The organism is Actinomadura sp. 7K507 (genome assembly GCF_004348425.1).
In the GTDB taxonomy this organism is placed as follows: Bacteria; Actinomycetota; Actinomycetes; order Streptosporangiales; family Streptosporangiaceae; genus Spirillospora.
Genome location: NZ_SMKK01000026.1, coordinates 22,368 through 42,432, shown reverse-complemented (window position 1 = coordinate 42,432; position 20,065 = coordinate 22,368). Strand labels below are relative to the sequence as shown.

Here is a 20,065-nt window from a genome sequence, read left to right as displayed (position 1 = left end):
AACCTCCGGACGGCGTACGCTGAACGAATCACCGACCTCGATGGGCAGGCCCCATGATCAGCGAGCGGGAGACCCCCTGGTTCGCCAAACGTCCTGTCAGCGCAGTCCGGCCGGGAGACCACGGCTGGCTGGCCTACAGCGGCTTCGAGGAGCGCGACCGGGTCATCGGCCCGTTCGTCAAGGAGGGCCTGCGCACCAACGAGAAGGTCGTGTACGTCACCGACGCGCCGGCCGACCGGCTTCCCGGCCTCGGCCCACGGCACCGGATCGACCTGGACGCCTACGGCAGGGCGGGCCAGCTGCGGGTGATCTCCCGGCAGGACGCCTGCCTCAACCGGCGGGGCGAGTTCGAGCCCGCCATGATGCTGGACACGATCGGCCGCGAGGTGGACGGCGCGTTCACGCAGGGCTTCCGCGCCGTGCGCCTCACCACCGACTACAGCTGGCTGATGAACGCGCCGAACCCGCCCGACCTCGGCCGGATGCTCGGCTGCGAGCACCGGGTGGGCGACGCGGTCTCGCCGAGCACGATGGCGATGGCGATCTGCCAGATCGACCGGCACGCGTGCCCGCATGACGAGCTCATCGCCCTCCGCGACACACACGAGGTCCTCGTGGAAGTGAACCCCGAATTCGATGACGGGATCCTGAAGATAGTGCGCACATTCGAACCCGACGGCCTGCGGGTCGAGGGCGAGCTGGACGCCGCCCGGCACACCGTGTTCGCCGAGCAGCTCGCGCAGGTGAGCACCGAGCGGCGCGGCATCCACCTCGACCTGTCCCGGCTCGCCTTCATCGACCTCGGCGGCCTGAACCTGCTGGCCCGGCACGCGACCGGGCTGCCCGCCGGCGAGCCGCTGGTCCTCGACCATCTGGCGCCCGACGTGGAGAGCGTCATCGAGATGGTCGGCTGGCACCGGCTGCCGGGCCTCGCCCGCGGCGGCGAACCGGGGCGCCCGGACACGGAGGGCACGAGCTGATGTCCATGGAGCACCAGGCGTTCCTGTACCGCGACATCGACGACTTCCTGTCGGTCACCGTGCCGTACCTCCGGTCCGGGCTGGAACGGGACCAGGCCGTCATCGCCGTCGTCCGCGAACCCAACCTGACCGCGCTGCGCGACGTGCTCCCCCCGCGCGACGCGCCGATCCTGTACTTCGGCTCGGCGGAGTTCTACCAGCACCCCGTCCACACCCTGCGCGACTACCAGAACGTCGTGAAGGAGAGCGCGCCGCGCAGCGTGTGCGCGCTGGCCGAGCCCGTCTGGGACGGCTGGGACGAGCGGCAGACGCTGGAGTGGATCCGCTACGAGTCCCTCATCAACGTGGTGTTCGAGGGTTCGGGGGCGCGTGCGCTGTGCCCCTACGACACCGGCACGCTGCCGCACCGCATCGTCGCGGAGGCGAGGCGGACCCATCCCCGGCTGCTCGCCCCGGACCACGACGGCCCGAACGAGGAGTACGTCGACCCGGAGACGTTCGGGTCCGGCTGCGACCGCGGGCTGCGCTTCGACCGTCCCCGCACCGCCGAGTACCTCCCCATCGAGAACGACGACCTGTCCGCGCTGCGGTCGTTCGTCGGCGAGCGCGCCTGCCGCCACGGCCTCACCCAGCCGGCGGCGCGCAACCTGGTCACAGCCGCGAACGAGGTCGCGGCCAACGCGCTGCAGCACGGCACACCGCCGATCGGCCTCTGGGTGTGGCAGGACGGCACCGACCTCGCCTGCGAGATCGGCGACAACGGCTTCTGGCGCCCCGGCCCCAGCTCCCTGACGGGGTTCATCCCACCGGACACGGCCCTCCAGCGCGGCTTCGGCCTGTGGACCGTCCGCCTCTTGGTCGACCTGATGGAACTACGAGCAGGCTGGGACGGCACGTTCGTCCGCTTGTGGGCCTGCGGGAGTGCCCGCGGCTAAGGGGCTAAGGGAGAAGCGCGTTGGGGAGGAGGTCCGCCAGGGCGCGGAAGGCCTTGCCGCGGTGGCTTATGGCGTCCTTCTCCTGCGGGGTCATCTCCGCGGTGGTGCGGGTTTCGCCGTCGGGGACGAAGATCGGGTCGTAGCCGAAGCCGCCGGAGCCGCGCGGCTCGCGGACGAGGGCGCCGCGCATCTCCCCCTCGACGCCGTGCTCGGTGCCGTTCGGGACGACGAGGACGGCCGCACATACGAACGCCGCGCCGCGCTGCCCGTCGGCGACGTCGGCGATCTGGTCGAGGACCAGCTTGAGGTTGGCGGCGTCGCGGTCGCCGGCGCCGAACCGTCCCGACCAGCGGGCCGACAGGACGCCGGGCATGCCGTTCAGCGCGTCCACGCACAGGCCGGAGTCGTCGGCGACGGCGGGCAGGCCGGTGGACGCGGCGATCGCGCGTGCCTTCAGCAGGGCGTTGCCCTCGAACGTCAGCTCGGTCTCGGGCACGTCGGGCGCGCCGGGGAACTCGTCCAGGCCGGCGACGTCAAGGCCGCCGAGGATGCGGTGCAGTTCCGCGATCTTGCCCGCGTTGCGGGTCGCGAGCACGATCCGGGTCATCGGGCCGGGGCCCCCGTGCTGAGGGCCTGCGCCTGGAGGCGGGTCAGCTCGGCGCAGCCGCCCGCCGCGAGGTCGAGCAGCGCGTCCAGCTCGGCGCGGTCGAACGGGGTGCCCTCGGCGGTGCCCTGCACCTCGACGAACCGGCCGTCGCCCGTGCAGACCACGTTCATGTCGGTCCCGGCGGCGGAGTCCTCCTCGTAGCCCAGGTCGAGGCGGGGCTCGCCGTCCACGACGCCGACGCTGATCGCCGAGACCGAGGTGATCAGCGGGTCGCCCTTGAGGAGCTTGCGCTCGCGCATCCAGCTCACCGCGTCGGCCAGCGCCACGTACGCGCCGGTGATCGCGGCGGTGCGGGTGCCGCCGTCTGCCTGGAGGACGTCGCAGTCGAGCTGGACGGTGTTGTCGCCGAGCGCCTTGAAGTCGAGGCAGGCCCGGACGGAACGGCCGATCAGCCGGGAGATCTCGTGGGTGCGCCCGCCGATCCGCCCCTTGACGGACTCGCGGTCGTTGCGGGTGTTGGTCGCGCGGGGCAGCATCGCGTACTCGGCGGTGACCCAGCCGAGGCCGCTGTCGCGCCGCCACCGGGGCACCGAGTCCTGCACGGACGCCGCGCACAGCACCCGCGTCGCGCCGAACTCGACCAGCACCGACCCCTCGGCATGGTCGAGCCACCCGCGCTGGATGCGGACGGGACGGAGCTGGTCGGACGCGCGGTCATCGGGGCGAGGCATGCGCTCCACCCTAAGGCCTGTTGAACAAGTCCCGTGGTGGGGGTTTGTTGAACAGCCGGGTTCGTTTCCGGTGCCTGTCCGGCGTGACCGCTCCCTGGCCCATGGTGGGTGGAGGTGGTTCATCCGGGGTCGGCGCCGTACTGGTCCGGGTTCGCCGAGCAGAGGCCACCCGCCGGTTCCGCCGCCGCGGTTCGCGGCGGCGTTCGGTGGGGGTGGCTGCCGCGTTCCCCGTCCCGGCGCCAGCTCGGGTGCTGGTGCCGGGTGTGGGGATGGGTGCGGTTGACTCGGACAGGGCTCCAGGTAGCCCTGGCCCGCCCGCGCACAGCACGCGGCGGGAGCTTTCGTAGTCCACCCGTGCGGTGGAGGGGTCACAAGGATCTTGCAGGTGGACGAAGGCGGCGAGGGCGGCGGCGACCAGGTCGCGGTCGCCGGTGAGCCCGCAGCCGCCGTCCTCGATGCGGCAGTGGTGGGTGCGGACGCTCAGGTGTTTGGGGACGCGGCGTCCGCAGGGGCAGTGCTGGGACAGGGCGGTGGCGCGGGTGGCCGCCCGCAGCAGCCGCCCGCCGCTGGCGCGGCATTCGTGGTCCAGGGCGGTGATGAGCATGCCGGGGGTGAACCGGGCGCAGGCCCGTCCCCACAGCCGGAACCAGCCGCTGATGCGGCAGTCTTCGATCACCAGGTTCGGGCCGTGCACGGCCACGATCTGCCCGGCGGTCTGCCGGGCCCGGGTTTTGCGGGATTGGGCGATGCGCTGCGCGGCGGCCGCGTCCCGGGCGCGCAGCCGCCGGTAGCTGCCCGACAGGGTGTCGCGGCGGTAGGCGCGGCGGGGTCTGCCGTCGGCGCGGGCGATGCGCGGCCCACCGGGCACCGGCACCTGTTTGGGTGGCAGCCCGGCCGCCTGCCGGCGGCGTTGGCGTTTGCGCTGGCGCCTGCCAGGCTCGTATTGGGTGGTGTTGGACGCGCGGCGCGAACGTTCCAGCGCCCGCTGCCGGCGGCGCCGTTTACGCTCCCGCCGGGCGATGCGGTCCCGCTCGTCGGGCGGCAGGGTCACCTTCGACGAAACCACCCCCGAAGAGACCAGCCCCGGGGACGTCACCGCCGTGTGGGGCGACGCCTCGACGGCAGCCCCTCCAGCGGGGCCCGGCTCGGCGGGGGCCGAGACCACGGCGAGGTTGGAGACGTTGCCGTCCACCCCGCCCCGGCGGCCTGTGGGGACCTGGACCCGCCGCACCACCGTCGACGCGGGAACATACGCAGGCCGCAAGACCATCAGGTGGGCTTCGTAGCGCCACCCGCCCGGCTCGGCCGGATCCTGGCGGCGCACCAGGTCGACCTTGTGGAACGCCTCCGGATCAGCCAGCGTGTGCAGCAGATGCGGCCACTGACCCGCACCCTGCGGCAGCCGCACCGGCACCACCAGATCACCCCGGCACCCATCCGGGCCACCCGCATACACCAGCGTCAACGGCCCCTCATGCTCCCACCACAACCCCTTGGTCCCCCAGTTGCGGGGCGCTGATGGCACCGGCACCGTACGGGGCTGGGTCAGCACACTCGCCCCGGGCGGCAATGCCGCCGCCTCCTCGGGAGTGGTGCCCTCGGGCAGGCCGGGCGCCCGATGTGCGGCCAGGTGCCCGGCCAGGGTGCCGTGCAACCGGAACGTCTCCCACTTGCGAGGCATTGTGTGCGAACGGGCCCGTCCGGGGATCCGGGTGAACTCCCACCACGCCCCCGCGCCCGGAACCCCCTGGCGGCAGCCCGACGCGTCGGCGAACAGGTGCCGTTCCAGCCCGGTCCACACCTCGTCGGCGATGTGCATGGCCACGGCCTTGGAGAGGTGATGCCTCAGATGCCCCGAGGCGTCCAGATGCCGGTAGGCGGCACGCTCCAATGCGTCCCGCGACAACCCCAGCCGCACCCGCAACCGCTTGGTCTCCGCCGGGGTGCGGCGGCGACGGTGCCCGGCCCGAAAGGCCAACGCGCGCGACCGGGCATCGCGCCGCAACGCCCGCTTCAAGCTCCACGCCGCACCGAACAGGTGCTCCAGCCGATGCCGCGCCGCCGGGTCCGGCGTCAGCCGCAACCGCACCACCGTCACCGGCCCATCGGCCGGACGCCGCCACGCCGGAGCCTTGTTCTTACCCCGGAATCGCCGCCCGGAGGCCGGGTCGGTGACCGTGGCCCCGTCCACCAGCCCGCCCGCGGCACCGGCCACGGCGTCGGACGCGGCCCCGCAGGCCGTCCCGCCCACCTCGTCCATGCCGTACCGGCTGACGGAGGAGCCGACGATGGAGGGGACAGTGACGGGTCCGGCACCACCCTCACGACCGACTTCGGACTGCAACACGGCGGACACATTACGCAATCGCAGTCGAACACGCAATCGACAACCTGCCCATCACGCATCCACACGACACCCACCCAAGAACGCAGCGCAGTTCGTCCCCGGCTGGCCGTACTCGTTCGTCGCCGCGCTGGAGCCCGGCCGGACCTCAAGGACGGCCGTCCAGCCCAGGCACGGCGGCGAGTTCACGCTGAGCAACCCGGCCACCTGGCCGCAACCAGCAGCACTCACGACCACCCAGACCACCCGCTACGGCACCGCGACGGCCTCCTCGTGGGGCCGACTGCACCCACGCCTCACCCACCGCGCGGTCTGGCTGGAACACGATGGCCGGCTCCCGATCGTCGAGGACACCCTGATCCTCCACGTCGAGCGGATCCCCGGCACCGGCGACCCCAAGCCGGTCTGGCTGTGGTCCTCACGCACCGGCGCCTGCCCGCAGCACGTCGACCGGCTCTGGCGGGCGTTACTGCGGCGTTTCGATAAAGAACAAGCTAAGTGGCACTCAGAGGGTGTACTGGGCGCCCACGCGGGCCAGGTCGATGGCGCCGGTGTAGGGGGTCGCCTTGGCCTCCTTCAGCGAGAGGTCGGCGTCGTTCCACGGCACCAGGTGGGTGAGGACGAGCCGCCCGACCTCGGCGCGGGCGGCGTGCTCACCGGCCTCGCGGGCGGTCAGGTGCAGTTCGGACGGCAGGCCGGGGCCGTCCAGGAAGGACGCCTCGCACAGGAACAGGTCGGCGCCCGCCGCCAGCTCGACCAGCTCGTCGGACGCGCCGGTGTCGCCCGAGTAGGCGACGGCCTTGCCGCCGTGCTCGACGCGGAAGGCGTACGCCTCGACCGGATGCGGCATCAGCGCGGTCGTCACGCGGAACGGCCCGATCTCGTAGGGGCCCCGGCGCAGGGTGTGGAAGTCGAACGTCCCGGTCATTCCCGGGTCGGGTTCGAGGTCGTACGCCCGCGCCATCCGCTCCGCCGTGTCGGAGGGGCCGTGCACCGGGATCGGCGGCGGCGGGCCGCCGGGCCGGTAGGTGCGCGCCACCCAGTACCCGCACAGGTCAAGGCAGTGGTCGGCATGCAGGTGCGAGATGCAGACGGCGTCGATCTCGTACAGCGAGCGGAAACGCTGCAGCGACCCGAGCGCCCCGTTGCCGAGATCGAGCACCAGCGCGAACCCGTCCGCCTCGATCAGGTAGCTGGACGCGGGGCTGTCCGGCCCCGGGAAACTGCCGGAGCAGCCGATCACAGTGACCCGCACGCTCAACTCCTCCTTTGTGTCCCCGAGGAATCAGGTCGTCAGCGCCTTGCTCGGCGTGGTCTCCACCGAGCCGATCTCCGGGCCGAGGAACCGGCGTCCGAGTTCGGCGAACACGGCGGGGTCCCCGGTCGCGCGGAACCGGTGACGCGGCCGGGGCGTCGCCTCGGCTCGGGCCAGCCCCCGATCGTGCAGCACGCGATACACGTCCTTGGCTGTCTCGTCGGCACTTGACACCAGTGTGACCCCGTCGCCCACCACATACGAGATGACACCGGTCAGCAGTGGGTAGTGCGTACAGCCGAGGATGAGGGTGTCGCATCCCGCGTCCACGATGGGCCGCAGGTAGTCGCGGGCCGCCTCCAGCAGTTCCCCGCCCATCGTGACGCCCGCCTCGACGAACTCGACGAAGCGCGGGCAGGCCGCGCTGACCAGGTCGATGTGCGGGGCGGCGGCGAACGCGTCGTCGTAGGCGCGGCTGTTCACCGTGGCCTCCGTGGCGATGAGCCCCACCAGCCCGTTGGACGTGGCGCGGGCCGCGCGCCGGGTCGCCGGGTTGATGACCTCGACGACCGGGACGTCGTAGCGTTCGCGGGCGTCGCGCAGCATCGCCGAGCTGGCGCTGTTGCAGGCGATCACCAGCATCTTCACGCCCTCGTCGACCAGGGCGTCGAGCATCTCCAGGGCGTACGCGCGGACCTGCGCGATGGGGCGCGGCCCGTACGGCTGGCGGGCCGAGTCCCCCAGGTAGACGATCGGCTCGTTCGGCAGCTGGTCGAGGATGGCACGGGCCACGGTGAGGCCGCCGAAACCGCTGTCGAAGATCCCGATGGGGGCGTCTGGGAGGCCGACCCCCCGGGACACAGCTGACATGGTGCACAAGGCTAAGCGAGATGGCCCGCCTCAGGTACGTCATGCGTTGGACATCACACCGTCACATGCCGGAAAACCGTCCAGTTCAGGCCGTGGGCGCGCGGTCCGGACGCGAATCGGCGCGAAACGCCGGTGTGTCCCTCCGCAACGCCGGGATGCCCGTTTCAGAAGGGTTTGAGCGGGACCCTCGCGAGTTGCCGGCACTGCGCGACGAGCCGGTCCGCCGAGTCCCACACCTCGACCTCCTCGTCGAACCAGCCGTCGGCGAGGAGCCGGCCGGTGCCGTGCACGGCCAGCCAGCCGGGCGCCGGCACGGCCCGCATGTGCCAGGTCAGCTCGACGGTCGGGGCCCAGCCCTTCGCGCCCAGGTTCAGCGCGACGGGCGGCAGCGCGTCCACGGCGAGCGCGAGGGAGTAGGCGTCGATCGCGTGGTCGTCGCGGTGCCGGAACCAGCCTCGGACCTCGGGACGCCCGGTCGGCTGCCCGTCCAGCCAGCCCATCGTCGAGCGGTCGAAGCGCATGTCGACCTGGTCGGCGAAACCGCGGCCCCCCGGGGCGTGGAAACCGCTGCACTCCTCCAGCGGAGGCATCGCCGGGGGCCCCTCACCGGACCAGTCGGGCTCGGCGGCGTCGTCGAGGGTGGCGGTAGTGATCAGGGCGTCCACGACGAAACGGTCGTTCTGGACGAGCGTGACCCGCGACGCGGCGGCCGTCCGGCCCTCCTTGCGGGGCTCGACGATCAGCTCGGCGGGGCCCGCCTTGGCGACCCGGTGGAAGTTCGTCGCGGTCGAGACCGGGTGCGCGTGCGGGGAGGCGTCGACGGCGGCGCGGGCGAGCACGGCCATCAGGTAGCCGCCGTTCAGCGCCTCGCCGATGGCGTAGCCGCCGTCCAGAAGGGTCTCGTACCGGCCCTCGCCGACCTGCTTGATCGCGGTCGCGTCGCCGAACCCGCTCATCCGCACACTCCTGCGTCCTGCCGTCCCGCGGGCGCGCCCGCCCGTCCGGCACGGTTCTAGAATCTCGTTCGAAAACGCACTCTACCGTGCCGGACGAACGGCCACCCCGGTCAGGGGCCGTCCTGCCCGGCTCTAGGTCACGCCCAGAGCTGGCCTTCGAGGCGCGCCTCCGCCTCCTCCAGCGTCCCGCCGTACGCGCCGGTGGACAGGTACTTCCAGCCGCCGTCCGCGATCACGAAGGCGATGTCGGCCCGCTCGCCCGCCTTGACCGCCTTCGCCGCCATGCCGAGCGCCGCGTGCAGCGCCCCGCCGGTCGAGATGCCCGCGAAGATGCCCTCCTGCTCCAGCAGCTCACGGGTGCGCCGCAGCGCGTCCTTCGACGCGACCGAGAACCGGGTCGTCAGCACCGACTCGTCGTACAGCTCCGGGATGAAGCCCTCGTCGATGTTGCGCAGCCCGTACACCAGCTCCCCGTACCGGGGCTCCGCCGCCACGATCCGCACGCCCGGAACCTGCTCGCGCAGATACCGGCCGACGCCCATCAGCGTGCCCGTGGTGCCGAGCCCGGCGACGAAATGCGTCACCGTGGGCAGGTCCTCAAGGATCTCCGGCCCGGTCGTCTCGTAGTGCGCGAGGGCGTTGGCCTCGTTGCCGTACTGGTAGAGCATCACCCAGTCGGGGTTCTCCTCCGCCAGCCCCTTCGCCACCCGGACGGCCTCGTTCGACCCTCCGGCCGCCGGGGACGAGATGATCCGCGCCCCCCACATCTCCAGCAGCTGGCGGCGCTCGGCGGAGGTGTTCTCCGGCATCACGCACACCATCCGGTAGCCGCGCAGCTTGGCGACCATCGCCAGCGAGATGCCCGTGTTGCCCGACGTCGGCTCCAGGATCGTGCAGCCCGGCGTCAGCAGCCCCTCCTTCTCCGCCTTCTCGATCATGTAGAAGGCGGGACGGTCCTTCACCGAGCCGGTGGGATTGCGGTCTTCGAGCTTGGCCCAGAGCCGGACGTCCTCGCGCGGCGACAGCCGCGGCAGGCCGACCAGCGGGGTGCGGCCGAGCGAGTCCAGCAGCGAGTCGAATCGCATGGTCCCGTGTCCAGCCCCGGCTCAGCCGCCGGCCACGGCCGGGAGGATGGTCACGCTGTCGCCGTCGGCGACCTGCGTCTCCAGCCCGCCGAGGAAGCGGACGTCCTCGTCATTGAGGTAGACGTTGACGAACCTGCGCAGGCCCTTGTCGTCCACCAGCCGGTCGCGCAGGCCGGTGTGGCGCGAGTCCAGGTCGCTGAACAGCTCGTCCAGCGTGGCGCCCTTGCCCTCCACGGCCTTGGCGCCGTCGGTGAGGTTGCGCAGGATCGTCGGAATGCGGACCTCGATCGCCATCGCGGTGATCTCCTTCTACGTCGTACGGGCTCCCCGCCCTCTGCTTCACAACCGGGTTGGGAGCGGGATGATTCCGGGCGGCAACAGCGCGTCAGCGACAGTCGTAGACGACCTCGGCGCGCGAGTGCCCGAACAGGAAGCTCTGTACGGGTGAGACCACGGACGAACCGGTGCGGCGGCGGCCGCCGCCCGTCCCGTGCCCGCTCGTCCACATGTCGACCAGTTTACCGGCCGCCACCATGACGTTCCCCGCCGCGTCCCTCAGCTGTAGGCGTCCACGACGGCGACCTCTTCCTCGGTCACCTCACCGTCCACGATCCGGAACGACCGAAACTCGGTGTCGTGGTCCTCACGGGTGGAGACGAGCACGTAGTGGGCGTTCGGCTCGGACGCGTAGGAGATGTCGGTGCGCGACGGATACGCCTCGGTGGAGGTGTGCGAGTGGTAGATGACCACCGGCTCCTCGTCCCGGTCGTCCATCTCCCGCCACACCTTGAGCTGCTCCTGGGAGTCGAACCGGTAGAACGTCGGAGACCGCTCGGCGTTGACCATCGCGACGTACCGGACGGGCCGGTCCGAACCGATGGGACCCGCGACGATGCCGCAGGCCTCGTCGGGATGGTCGGCACGCGCATGCGCAACGATCTTCTCGACCAGACCACGCTCGATCGTCAACATGTCCCGCAGGCTACCGGGCACTCCGCACCGCCCGGGTCCCGCCCTCAGTGGAGTTTGACACGCAGGCGGATCTGGAGGCCCTGCCCGTCCGAGCGGACCTCCACGATGTGGCACAGGCGGCGGACGGCCCACATCGCGGGATCGTGGCCCCTGGCGCCCGGCGGCACGTAGCCGAGGAAGCGGTCGGTCGGCACGCCCACCGGATCGGCCACGTCGCAGATCAGCTCGCCGCCCTCCGCCCACACCCACACCGCGCCGCGGCCGCCGGCGTCCCGGACGATGCCGGTGGCGACCTCGTTGGCCGCCAGCACGAACGGGAGCGTGCGCTCCCGCGGCAGCCCGAGCCGGGCCGCCTCGGCGGACAGGAAGCTCCGCAGCCCCGGCAGCCCGCCCGAGGCGAACGGCCTGCGGGCCGCCGCGGCCGGCGGCGGAGGCAGCGGGCCCGCGTCGCACTCGGCGCAGAACCCGGCCGGGTCGGTGAACCGTGCGGCGGCCGCCGTCCCGTCCGGACCGGTCAGCTCCGGATGCGTGCGCGCGGCGTCGTCCAGGACGTGGCCGGGCAGCGCCGCCGTGTCGTAGGCGCACACGATCAGGGTCGGGGTTGCGGCGAACACGACGTTCAGCAGCGCGTCGTACCGCTTCCACTCCCGCGTCTCCAGCGGTCTGCGGCCGTCCCATACCGGCTCGGCCAGCAGCCGCAGCCGTCCCCGCGGCCACCAGTCGCCCCGCGCCCGGTCATGGAAGTACGCGAGCGCGTGCATCGGGCCGGCGAACCACTCCGCCGGGTCGATGAACTCGACCGCCTCGGTCGTCTCGGCATCGAGCCGCTCGCGCAGGGCCCCGGCCACCGGCGGCGCGACGACGGCCACGACCGCGTCGCCCGCCTGCCGCCCGGCGCGCAGGAACGGCACGGCGGTCCGCAGGAACTCGTCCCGCGACCCGTACAGCAGCGCCCTGTGGACGAGCGCGTCCCGCCGGTCCTGCGCGGCGGTTCCCGGACGCAGTGCGCTCGGCTCGGTCATGGCGCCGCCTCCGCGACGGGGGTCATGGCGTCGCCTCCGCGACGATTCCGGGGGCGGTGTCCCAGCCGGACGCCCGCAGCATCAACTCCATGCAGCCCGGCATCGACCGCAGGATCACCTGCCGGTCGAGGACGCTGCTCGTCTCGTTGGCGCGGATCAGGGTGCGCAGGCCGTCCAGGTCGCAGAAATCGAGCCGGGACAGGTCCAGGCACAGATGCGCGGCGCCGTCGTCGACGTCGCGCAGGGCCTCGACCAGCGCGGGCAGGGTCGACTCGTCGATCGCGCCGGACAGCCGCAGGCCGGGAGGCGCGAACAGCGGGACGATCGTCAGCACCCCGTCGTCGAAGACCGCGTCGGCGCCGGCCCGCCCGCCGTGGTGGCGATCCACCTCGCGCAGATGGTCGCCCGCGAACCAGCGGCGGTCGTACTGGCACAGCGCCATCGCGGGCCGCGCCGGCCGGGCGACGGCCCGGTGGAGAGCACCCTCGTACGCGGCGAACCGCTCGGTGCCGGGCCAGCCGCGCAGGGACGGGGACGCCTCGTCCGTGACCCGCACCCCCCGGTGACCGCGCGCCAGGGCGGTATCGATCACCGCTTCGACGTCGGTTCCGGCGGTGGGCAGGATGGTCAGCCGGCCATCGCCGAGCGCTGCTCCGAAGCCGTCGCGGAGGCGTCCCGCGGCGGAACCGGCGGGCTCCTCGTCCACCAGGTAGACCAGGGCGTCCCCGGCGCGCAGGCCGTCGTTGAGGAACGCCGTCAGGACGGCGTGGCGTTCCTCGTCGTTGACATAGGCGAGGCACAGATGGTCGCCGTGCCGCATGTCGCCGACCGGCCGGACGGGCTCGCCCGCCCGGTCGAGGGCCTGATCGGGAGCCATGCGACCTCCTCAAGGAGCGCCGATGCGGTCAACGTACCAACCGGGTCCGCCGCCGGCACCGCCCGGTCGCGTCACCTCACCCGCGTCACCTCGCCCGCGTCACCGGGCGAGGTGCTCGATGGAGACGCCCGGGACGTCGACGAGGCCCTCGGCGTGCAGCCGGGCGTGCAGCGCGGGCGGCACATCGCGCAGCAGCAGCCCTCGCCCCTCGCCCCGGTCCGGACGGCCGGCGCCGGTCAGCAGCCGCAGCCCGTCCGCGTCGCAGCCCGTCACGCCGCCGAGGTCGAGGCAGAGCAGGCCCGTCCGGGTCGTGATCGACGCCAGCACCGTCTCGGCGGCGCGACGGGTCGACCCGTCGATGACCCCGGCCAGTTCGGCACCGGGCGGGCTGAAGATCGGCGTGATGCGCAGCGAGCCGTCGTCGTAGTAGTCGTCGACCCGGACGCGTCCCATGTGGCTGGCCTCGACCTCCGCCAGCCGGACCTCGTCGAACCAGCGGCGGTCGAACTGGCAGATCGCCATCGCCTTCAGGTCGGTGGTCATGAAGACCTCGTCGAGCATCCGCTCGAAGTCGCCGAACTGCTCGGTGCCCGGCCAGCGGCGCAGCGAGAACCTGGCCTCGCCCGCGATCCGCACGCCCTGGTAGCCCTGCACCAGCGCGAGGTCGATCTCGGTCGCCATGAGCTCGATGCTCCCGGACGGGTCGAACCTGCCGCTCGCCAGGAACGTCTCCTCGGCGGTCCGCACGACGAAGTGCCCGGCGTTCATCGCATCGGTGAGATCGACCATCTCGTAGTCCGTGCCGGAACCGGCGTCGTCGCCCGCGGCGAGCAGCCAGCCGAGCACGTCCCGGGCGGGGACGGCGTCGGAGATGTAGATGACCTTATGGCCCGCGCGGACACCGTCACGCGCGTACGCGGCCATGATCGAACGTCGTTCCGCGTCGTCGTCGAAGATGAGGGCGAGATGGTCGCCCAGTTCCATCGTGCCCACCGGCTTGTGGTGGGTGCTCGCTGTGGACATGGCGGCCTCCGAGTGGTCGCGGCCCGCCGGGACGGGCCTGGAACGCCCCCTGGAGGCAACACTAACGACCCTCCGCAGCACCGTCCCGACAATCGGTAATGTCCGCTATGACCGGGTGTGGACGCCGGAGACGGTCACCAGAGGACGCGGACCAGGCTCTCCTGCAGCATCGTGAGCCAGTCGTAGGCCGCGAACATGGGAGTACGGGGGTCGTCCTTGTCCATCTTCTCCGCCTCCTCGTACCACTCCTCCGAGATGTCGAGCCGGGTGCCCAGCGCCAGCCGGACGTCGTTCAGCGCCCGCAGCCACGCCTGCGCCTGCTTCTCGTCCAGGAAGACGTCCGCCTTGGGTTCGCCCAGCGACCCCAGCACCACCCCGGCCGCCTCGCGCTTGCCGTCGCGCAGCCCCATCTCGGTGTAGCGGCGGAACTCCCCCGCGGCCTCGCCGCCGTCGCCTTCGTCGCCGTATGCGTCCGGGAACAGCCGCGCCAGCACCGGGTCGTCCGGCTTGGTGGCGTTCTCGGAGATGCCGACGGAGGCCAGCTCGTCGTCCTCGGCGGGAGCGTCGCCGAGCAGCGCGAGCAGCTGCTCCATCAGGGCGCGCAGGAGCGCGATCTCCTCGGCCTCCAGCCGCACCCTGATCCCCTGGCGGGTCTTCTTCACATGGCTCACGGGTCGCTCCGCTCCACACGGCTCATGGGTCGCTGCGCCCTCACTCGGCCCACGGGCTCAGTCGTCCCGCTTCACGGTGGCCCACAGCCCGTAGGAGTGCAGGATCTCCACGTCCCGCTCCATCTCCTCGCGGGTGCCGTTCGCCACGACCGCGCGGCCCTTGTGGTGCACGTCCAGCATCAGCTTCTCGGCCTTCGTCTTCGGATACCCGAAGACGGCCTGGAACACGTACGTGACGTACGACATCAGGTTGATCGGGTCGTTCCAGACGATGGCCAGCCACGGCCGGTCCGCGCTGACGTCCTCTTCGGCGTCCGGCCGCTCCAGTTCGACGGGTGCGGGCGCCGTGCTCATGGCGCTCATGCCGCGTCTCCCCCTCTCCACGTCGGGTCCGCCCTCGCACCCGATGCTATGCGCGTCAGCACCGTCCGGGGGCGATGGCCCGCACGATCATGGTGCCACCTGGGCTTAGAGTGCCAATCGTGGACCTTGATGACGGTACTGCCCTGCTGACCGACCAGTACGAACTGACGATGCTTCAGGCCGCACTGCGCAGCGGGACGGCCGACCGCCGCGCCGTCTTCGAGGTGTTCGCGCGGAGCCTGCCCGCGGGCCGCCGGTACGGGGTCGTCGCGGGTACGGGACGGCTCCTGGACGCGATCGAGGCGTTCCGCTTCGAGCCCGCGCAGCTGGAGTTCCTGGCCTCCAACGGCATCGTGGACGAGCCCACAGTGCAATGGCTGGAGAAGTACCGCTTCACCGGGAACGTCTGGGGCTATGCCGAGGGCGACTGCTACTTCCCGGAATCGCCGATCCTGGTGGTGGAGGGGACGTTCGGGGAGGCCGTCCTGCTGGAGACCCTCGCCCTGTCGATCCTCAACCACGACTGCGCGATCGCGTCCGCCGCCTCCCGGATGGTGCAGGCCGCCCAGGACCGCCCGATCATCGAGATGGGTTCCCGCCGCACCCACGAGCGCGCCGCCGTGGCCTCAGCCCGCGCCGCCTACATCGCGGGGTTCGCCACCACGTCGAACCTGGAGGCGGGCCGCCGCTACGGCGTCCCGACCGCCGGGACGAGCGCGCACTCGTTCACCCTCCTGCACGACAGCGAACGGCACGCCTTCGAGGCGCAGCTCGCCTCGCTCGGAGAGGGCACCACGCTCCTGGTCGACACCTACGACGTCGAACGGGCCGTCCGCACCGGCGTGGAACTCGCCGGGACATCGCTCGGCGCCGTCCGGCTCGACAGCGGCGACCTGGGCGCCCTGGCGCTCCGCGTCCGCGACCAGCTCGACGCGCTGGGCGCGCACGGCACGCGCATCGTGGTGACCGGCGACCTGGACGAGTACGGCATCGCGGCCCTCGCCGCCGCCCCCGTGAACGGCTACGGCGTGGGGACGTCCCTGGTGACCGGTTCGGGCGCGCCCACGGCGTCCCTCGTCTACAAGCTCGTCGCCCGGTCGGACGGCCCCGACGAGGACGCCCCCATGCGCCCGGTGGCGAAGCGGTCCACCGGCAAGCCGAGCCGCGGCGGACGCAAGACCGCCGTCCGCCGCATCGACGGCCACGGCATCGCCCACGCCGAGACCGTCTCGACCGGCGAACCGTCCCCCGGCCCGCGCGACCGCGTCCTCCAGGTCCCCCTGGTCCGCGACGGCGAGGTCATCGGCCGCGAACCCCTGACCGAGACCAGGGACCGCCACGCCCGCTCGGTCGCGGAACTCCCACCGACCGCGACCCAGCTCTCCAGAGGTGAACCGGCCGTGCCCACGGAGTTCGTCAACGGCGGCCCGCGCAGTTGAACCCGACCACGCGGGCCTGAGGTAGCGTCGGGAGTAACCGGGACAGGGAGCGGTCATGGGCAAGAAGGCTCTGATCATCGTGGACGTGCAGAACGATTTCTGCGAGGGCGGGTCGATGGGCGTCGGCGGCGGGGCGGACGTGGCCACGGCCATCTCCGGGTACGTGGCCGAGCACCGGGACGACTACGCGCACATCGTGGCGACCCGCGATTTCCACCTCGACCCAGGGGACCACTTCGCCGAAGAACCCGACTTCGTCGACTCGTGGCCGCCGCACTGCGTGATCGGCACACCGGGGGCCGACTTCCACCCCAACCTGGCACTCGCACCCATCGAGGCGGTGTTCAGCAAGGGCCACGAGTCCGCCGCCTACAGCGGCTTCGAAGGCGTCTCCGACGACGAACTACCGCTCGCGGACTGGTTCGCCACCCGCGGCGTCGACACCGTGGACATCGTCGGCATCGCCACCGACCACTGCGTCCGCGCCACCGCGGTGGACGCCGCCCGCGCGGGCCTGCGCACCACCGTCCTGCTCGACCTCACCGCCGGTGTCGCCAAGCCCACCGTCGACCGGGCGCTGGACGAGCTGGCGCAGGAGGGGGTCACCCTCTCCGGCGCCCCCGTGGTGATCACCTGATCATGACCTCCCCCCGAGTCGTTCTCATCGCCGGCGTGTCCGGCAGCGGCAAGACCACCATCGGAACCAAGCTCGCCGAAAGCCTCGGCTGGGACTACGCCGAAGCCGACTCGTTCCACTCCCAGGCCAACATCGACAAGATGAGCGCGGGCCACCCGCTGACCGACGCCGACCGCCTCCCCTGGCTCAACTCCATCGCCGCCTGGATCGACGACCGCCTCGAAATCGACCGCCCCGGCGTCGTCTCCTGCTCCGCCCTCAAACGCAAATACCGCGACATCCTCGCGGGCGACCGGGAAAAGGTGGCGATGGTCCTCCTGGACGGCGACCGCGACACGATCGCCGCCCGCATGAAGGACCGCAAGGGCCACTTCTTCAGCGCGACCCTCCTGGACACCCAGTTCGCCGACCTGGAACTCCCGTCCCCGGACGAGGACGTCGTCACAGCCCCCATCACCGGCACCCCAGAGGAAACGGTGACTCACATCCTCACCGCCCTCGGTCTCAGCCCCGGCCCTCAACAGCGAACGCCGTAACCGCCGAGCACGCCGTCCAAGCGCCCCTGCCCGCGGCCCGGCTGCAGGCGCCCGCTTGTTGCCACACCTGGCCATGGATCTTGTCCACGGCGGATTCCTTCCTGAAAGGATTCGATCGTAGGTTTCCGCTGAGGAAAGGGCCTGCCCTGCATGGAGCCTTTGAGCAGGCGCGACCCGCGGAAGGTGGGGCCCTACCGCCTGGTCGGGCGGCTGGGCGGCGGCGGAATGGGGCAGGTGTACCTTGGCCGTTCCGAAGGCGGCCGCCCGGTCGCGGTCAAGGTGGTCCGGCAGGAACTGGCCGCCGATCCGGGGTTCCGCCGCCGGTTCGCCCGCGAGGTGACCGCGGCCCGCAAGGTCGGCGGGTTCCACACCGCGCAGGTGGTCGACGCCGACCCCACAGCCGACCCGCCTTGGCTGGTCACCGCGTACATCCCCGGCCCATCCCTGCAAGCCGCCGTCCAGGAGGACGGCCCGCTGCCGCTGAAGTCGGCCGCCGCCCTCGGAGCGGGCCTGGCCGAAGGGCTCGCCGTGGTCCACGCCTGCGGCCTTGTGCACCGCGACCTCAAGCCCTCCAACGTGATCCTGGCCGAGGACGGCCCGCGCGTCATCGACTTCGGTATCGTCCGCGCCCTCGACGCCACCTCCCACACCCTGTCCCGCGCCGTGGTCGGCACCCCGGCGTTCATGTCCCCCGAACAGGCCCGCGGCGACCCGGTCGGCCCGGCCAGCGACGTGTTCTCCCTCGGTTCCGTGCTGATGTTCGCCGTCACCGGTCGCGGCCCTTTCGGGGAAGGCCCGTCCCACGCGCTCATGTACCGCATCGTCCACGACGATCCAGACCTCGACGGCCTGCCCGGGGAGTTGCGCGACCTGGTCGTGGACTGCCTCGCCAAGGACCCCGGGATGCGCCCGGCCGTGGCCGATGTGCTGCGCCGGATCAGAGCCACCGACCCCCGCATGAAAACCTGGCAGTTGCCAGAGCCCGTGCGCCGCGAGACCCTGGTGGCCGCCCATCCCGCACCACCACAACCGGCGGAAGAACCCCCTCGCCCGATCCTCCCCCAGCGGCAGGGCCGTTCCGCCGACACCGGTACGGGAGTCGGATCCGCTCTGCGTCGCCTGCCCCCCATCGGGGGTTTCGGCGTGTTCGACGAAGTGGCCCCGGCCGAGCCATGCCAGGACTGCGGCCATGGCAAGGCCCGGTCGACAGATCTCTTCTGCCCCGACCATGACCGCTTTCTCCCCCTCGCCACCAGGACGAACGTCCAACGGGCCGGAATAGTGCTGTCAGGAGCGGCGCTCGTCTACGCACTTCTCTGGCTGACCGCAGAACTGGGATCGCACGTCACCGCCTTCCTCGCCACCGCAGCCACCGGGATGCTCGTCTACCTGCTGCCGCTGCGCAGACACGAGGCCCCTGCGATATTTATGGCGGCGGCGGCCTACGTCCTCGCTTTCATCACCATGTTCCTGATCTATGCGACGGAGGGCGATTCCCGCCGGCTGCTCGTCAGCACGGCGTTCTTCGCGGTGGTGATCCTGCCGGCGGCGCACGCCATCCTCGGTGCTCTCGGCACGACCGGTGACGACAAGCAGATCTTCGCGCGCGGACCTGCCAACGGCACGGTCGCCCTGGGCTCGATCCCGGCCGCCTTCACCCTCGCCGGCGGCTTGGGCTGGCTCCTGACACCGCTGCTCGGGGACGCCGTCCACGGCGAGCGGCTGCGCGCCATATTCGCGTTCACCACTGTCCTCGCGCTGTTCCTGTCGCTCGGGATCTCCGGTGTGGTCGGTTTCACCGAAGGCATGCGGCGTGTCAGCAGGGAGTCGCCCCGCTTCCGACGCCCCCGCACCGCGCGCCACGTGACCTGGCGTGCGGCGTTCAGCGACGCGGAGCGCGTCCGGGCCGCCACCGCGGTCGACCGACTGGGCGAGCTCGCCAGAATCACCGCCATCCGTGTCACGGACGTGGCGCGGATCACCTTGGTCACCGGGGCGCGCGTGACCGTCAACGCGCTGGCGGACCTCTCCCGCCTGCTGGTGGTGCTGGTGATCGAGGCGGTGAACCTGGTCGTGAAGGCCGGTGTCCTCGTGCTGCGTTCGATCGTCGCCGTCGCGGTCGGGTTCGCCGAGTCGGCCGCCAAGCTCCTCGGTTTCGGCGTCGGAACCGGCGCGTGGGCCTTCGCCGCCCTGGCCCTCCCGGTGGCCGCGCTCCTGGGAGCCGCGACGCTCTCCGTGGCGCTGTCCGAACATCTGCGCGACTACATCGACGACGGCGCGTTCGCCGACCTCGGGTGGTTCACCGCGCAGGCCGCGGCGGCGCTCGCAATGGTGTCGAGCGCCTGGATTCTCAGCGCGCACCAGAACATCGGCCTGTCGCTGATCTCCGCCCACCGCTCCGCGAACATCGCAGGCCCGTACCTGCTCGTCTTCATCGCCATCGGCGGCTGGTTGTTCACCGCACTGTCCTTTCTGGGCATCGGCGACGTTCGTGCCGGATGGGCCACCTGGACGGCGACCGCCCTGCTGGTCGCCGCGTTCATGTGGTCCCGATGGCGGCACCGCGCAACCTGATCCGCGCCCGGTCCGTCGCCGCCCCTCACCATCGTCGGCCGTCTCAGTCGCGGACGTAGTAGTGGCCGAGGACGCCGTCATACCGTCCGGTGGGACGGCAGCAGCGCCGGAAAGCGTCGCCCGGACCCGCACGGGCAGGGGTCGTTGCCGCCGAGCTTCTCGACCAGTTCGGTGTCGACGCCGACCGT

The 20,065-nt window shown here is 71.9% G+C and carries 21 protein-coding genes; 6 read left to right on the top strand and 15 right to left on the bottom strand.

The features are described 5' to 3' along the window. The first annotated feature begins 53 nt into the window (after positions 1-53). Both E1285_RS08795 and E1285_RS08790 read left to right on the top strand, forming a co-directional pair. Positions 54-980: an MEDS domain-containing protein gene (locus E1285_RS08795; RefSeq protein ID WP_132149957.1), complete on the top strand. Its 927-nt coding sequence runs from the start codon at positions 54-56 to the stop codon at positions 978-980. Continuing rightward, the gene (locus E1285_RS08790; protein ID WP_132149955.1) at positions 980-1,915 is read left to right on the top strand and encodes a sensor histidine kinase; all 936 of its coding nucleotides are present in this window, start codon (positions 980-982) and stop codon (positions 1,913-1,915) included. The genes E1285_RS08795 and E1285_RS08790 overlap by 1 nt, the downstream gene beginning before the upstream one ends. Before the next feature lie 4 nt (positions 1,916-1,919). On the opposite strand, the gene rdgB is transcribed toward E1285_RS08790, so the two are convergent. From rdgB to clpS, 15 genes are all read right to left on the bottom strand, one after another. After that, positions 1,920-2,522 carry an RdgB/HAM1 family non-canonical purine NTP pyrophosphatase gene (rdgB, locus tag E1285_RS08785; RefSeq protein WP_132149953.1) on the bottom strand — a complete coding sequence of 201 codons (603 nt, stop codon included), beginning with the start codon at positions 2,520-2,522 and terminating at the stop codon, positions 1,920-1,922. Then, complete coding sequence (gene rph / locus E1285_RS08780; RefSeq protein ID WP_132149951.1) at positions 2,519-3,253, bottom strand: ribonuclease PH; 735 nt, start codon at positions 3,251-3,253, stop codon at positions 2,519-2,521. The genes rdgB and rph overlap by 4 nt, the downstream gene beginning before the upstream one ends. Positions 3,254-3,263: 10 nt before the next feature. Further along, complete coding sequence (locus E1285_RS08775; RefSeq protein ID WP_165966522.1) at positions 3,264-5,600, bottom strand: transposase; 2,337 nt, start codon at positions 5,598-5,600, stop codon at positions 3,264-3,266. A 502-nt stretch (positions 5,601-6,102) separates the two neighbouring features. Next, complete coding sequence (locus E1285_RS08765) at positions 6,103-6,852, bottom strand: MBL fold metallo-hydrolase (RefSeq protein WP_132149945.1); 750 nt, start codon at positions 6,850-6,852, stop codon at positions 6,103-6,105. A gap of 30 nt (positions 6,853-6,882) precedes the next feature. Next, entirely contained in the window at positions 6,883-7,722 is an 840-nt protein-coding gene (murI, locus tag E1285_RS08760) for a glutamate racemase (RefSeq protein WP_132149943.1), read from the bottom strand. A 164-nt stretch (positions 7,723-7,886) separates the two neighbouring features. After that, complete coding sequence (locus E1285_RS08755; protein ID WP_132149941.1) at positions 7,887-8,678, bottom strand: thioesterase family protein; 792 nt, start codon at positions 8,676-8,678, stop codon at positions 7,887-7,889. A 137-nt stretch (positions 8,679-8,815) separates the two neighbouring features. Further along, complete coding sequence (locus E1285_RS08750) at positions 8,816-9,763, bottom strand: cysteine synthase (RefSeq protein ID WP_132149939.1); 948 nt, start codon at positions 9,761-9,763, stop codon at positions 8,816-8,818. Positions 9,764-9,784: 21 nt separating this feature from the next. Further along, positions 9,785-10,057 carry a MoaD/ThiS family protein gene (locus tag E1285_RS08745; RefSeq protein WP_132149937.1) on the bottom strand — a complete coding sequence of 91 codons (273 nt, stop codon included), beginning with the start codon at positions 10,055-10,057 and terminating at the stop codon, positions 9,785-9,787. Between the two features lie 91 nt (positions 10,058-10,148). After that, on the bottom strand, positions 10,149-10,298 hold the full coding sequence (locus E1285_RS45430) for a hypothetical protein (protein WP_165966521.1): 150 nt from the start codon (positions 10,296-10,298) through the stop codon (positions 10,149-10,151). A 20-nt stretch (positions 10,299-10,318) separates the two neighbouring features. Beyond that, positions 10,319-10,735, bottom strand: coding sequence for a M67 family metallopeptidase (locus tag E1285_RS08740; protein WP_132149935.1), 417 nt, complete (start codon positions 10,733-10,735; stop codon positions 10,319-10,321). Between the two features lie 44 nt (positions 10,736-10,779). After that, positions 10,780-11,757 carry a sensor histidine kinase gene (locus E1285_RS08735; RefSeq protein WP_132149933.1) on the bottom strand — a complete coding sequence of 326 codons (978 nt, stop codon included), beginning with the start codon at positions 11,755-11,757 and terminating at the stop codon, positions 10,780-10,782. Positions 11,758-11,779: 22 nt separating this feature from the next. Then, a complete protein-coding gene (locus tag E1285_RS08730; RefSeq protein ID WP_132149931.1) occupies positions 11,780-12,634 on the bottom strand; it encodes an MEDS domain-containing protein in 855 nt (284 codons plus the stop codon). A 99-nt stretch (positions 12,635-12,733) separates the two neighbouring features. After that, a complete protein-coding gene (locus E1285_RS08725; RefSeq protein WP_132149928.1) occupies positions 12,734-13,657 on the bottom strand; it encodes an MEDS domain-containing protein in 924 nt (307 codons plus the stop codon). A gap of 134 nt (positions 13,658-13,791) precedes the next feature. Further along, entirely contained in the window at positions 13,792-14,328 is a 537-nt protein-coding gene (locus tag E1285_RS08720; protein WP_132149926.1) for a DUF2017 domain-containing protein, read from the bottom strand. A 57-nt stretch (positions 14,329-14,385) separates the two neighbouring features. Beyond that, positions 14,386-14,682: an ATP-dependent Clp protease adapter ClpS gene (clpS, locus tag E1285_RS08715; protein ID WP_131875481.1), complete on the bottom strand. Its 297-nt coding sequence runs from the start codon at positions 14,680-14,682 to the stop codon at positions 14,386-14,388. A gap of 98 nt (positions 14,683-14,780) precedes the next feature. On the opposite strand from clpS, the gene E1285_RS08710 reads away from it, so the two are divergent. The 4 genes from E1285_RS08710 (at position 14,781) to E1285_RS08695 (ending at position 19,877) form a co-directional block, all read left to right on the top strand. Beyond that, positions 14,781-16,130: a nicotinate phosphoribosyltransferase gene (locus tag E1285_RS08710; RefSeq protein ID WP_132149979.1), complete on the top strand. Its 1,350-nt coding sequence runs from the start codon at positions 14,781-14,783 to the stop codon at positions 16,128-16,130. A gap of 55 nt (positions 16,131-16,185) precedes the next feature. Further along, positions 16,186-16,767, top strand: coding sequence for an isochorismatase family protein (locus E1285_RS08705; RefSeq protein WP_132149924.1), 582 nt, complete (start codon positions 16,186-16,188; stop codon positions 16,765-16,767). A 2-nt stretch (positions 16,768-16,769) separates the two neighbouring features. Continuing rightward, positions 16,770-17,303 (top strand): gluconokinase, encoded by a 534-nt coding sequence (locus E1285_RS08700; protein WP_132149922.1) that lies wholly within the window; start codon positions 16,770-16,772, stop codon positions 17,301-17,303. 150 nt (positions 17,304-17,453) lie between these two features. Further along, on the top strand, positions 17,454-19,877 hold the full coding sequence (locus E1285_RS08695) for a serine/threonine-protein kinase (protein WP_132149920.1): 2,424 nt from the start codon (positions 17,454-17,456) through the stop codon (positions 19,875-19,877). Positions 19,878-20,065 lie beyond the last annotated feature (188 nt).

Excerpts from the sequence above, each read along its gene's own strand:
- E1285_RS08795 (WP_132149957.1), top strand. The coding sequence starts at position 54 with ATGATCAGCGAGCGGGAGACCCCCTGGTTCGCCAAACGTCCTGTCAGC.
- E1285_RS08790 (WP_132149955.1), top strand. The coding sequence starts at position 980 with ATGTCCATGGAGCACCAGGCGTTCCTGTACCGCGACATCGACGACTTC.
- rdgB (WP_132149953.1), bottom strand. The coding sequence starts at position 2,522 with ATGACCCGGATCGTGCTCGCGACCCGCAACGCGGGCAAGATCGCGGAA.
- rph (WP_132149951.1), bottom strand. The coding sequence starts at position 3,253 with ATGCCTCGCCCCGATGACCGCGCGTCCGACCAGCTCCGTCCCGTCCGC.
- murI (WP_132149943.1), bottom strand. The coding sequence starts at position 7,722 with ATGTCAGCTGTGTCCCGGGGGGTCGGCCTCCCAGACGCCCCCATCGGG.
- E1285_RS08755 (WP_132149941.1), bottom strand. The coding sequence starts at position 8,678 with ATGAGCGGGTTCGGCGACGCGACCGCGATCAAGCAGGTCGGCGAGGGC.
- E1285_RS08750 (WP_132149939.1), bottom strand. The coding sequence starts at position 9,763 with ATGCGATTCGACTCGCTGCTGGACTCGCTCGGCCGCACCCCGCTGGTC.
- E1285_RS08745 (WP_132149937.1), bottom strand. The coding sequence starts at position 10,057 with ATGGCGATCGAGGTCCGCATTCCGACGATCCTGCGCAACCTCACCGAC.
- E1285_RS45430 (WP_165966521.1), bottom strand. The coding sequence starts at position 10,298 with ATGGTGGCGGCCGGTAAACTGGTCGACATGTGGACGAGCGGGCACGGG.
- E1285_RS08740 (WP_132149935.1), bottom strand. The coding sequence starts at position 10,735 with ATGTTGACGATCGAGCGTGGTCTGGTCGAGAAGATCGTTGCGCATGCG.
- E1285_RS08735 (WP_132149933.1), bottom strand. The coding sequence starts at position 11,757 with ATGACCGAGCCGAGCGCACTGCGTCCGGGAACCGCCGCGCAGGACCGG.
- E1285_RS08730 (WP_132149931.1), bottom strand. The coding sequence starts at position 12,634 with ATGGCTCCCGATCAGGCCCTCGACCGGGCGGGCGAGCCCGTCCGGCCG.
- E1285_RS08725 (WP_132149928.1), bottom strand. The coding sequence starts at position 13,657 with ATGTCCACAGCGAGCACCCACCACAAGCCGGTGGGCACGATGGAACTG.
- clpS (WP_131875481.1), bottom strand. The coding sequence starts at position 14,682 with ATGAGCACGGCGCCCGCACCCGTCGAACTGGAGCGGCCGGACGCCGAA.
- E1285_RS08710 (WP_132149979.1), top strand. The coding sequence starts at position 14,781 with ATGGTGCCACCTGGGCTTAGAGTGCCAATCGTGGACCTTGATGACGGT.
- E1285_RS08705 (WP_132149924.1), top strand. The coding sequence starts at position 16,186 with ATGGGCAAGAAGGCTCTGATCATCGTGGACGTGCAGAACGATTTCTGC.
- E1285_RS08700 (WP_132149922.1), top strand. The coding sequence starts at position 16,770 with ATGACCTCCCCCCGAGTCGTTCTCATCGCCGGCGTGTCCGGCAGCGGC.
- E1285_RS08695 (WP_132149920.1), top strand. The coding sequence starts at position 17,454 with ATGGAGCCTTTGAGCAGGCGCGACCCGCGGAAGGTGGGGCCCTACCGC.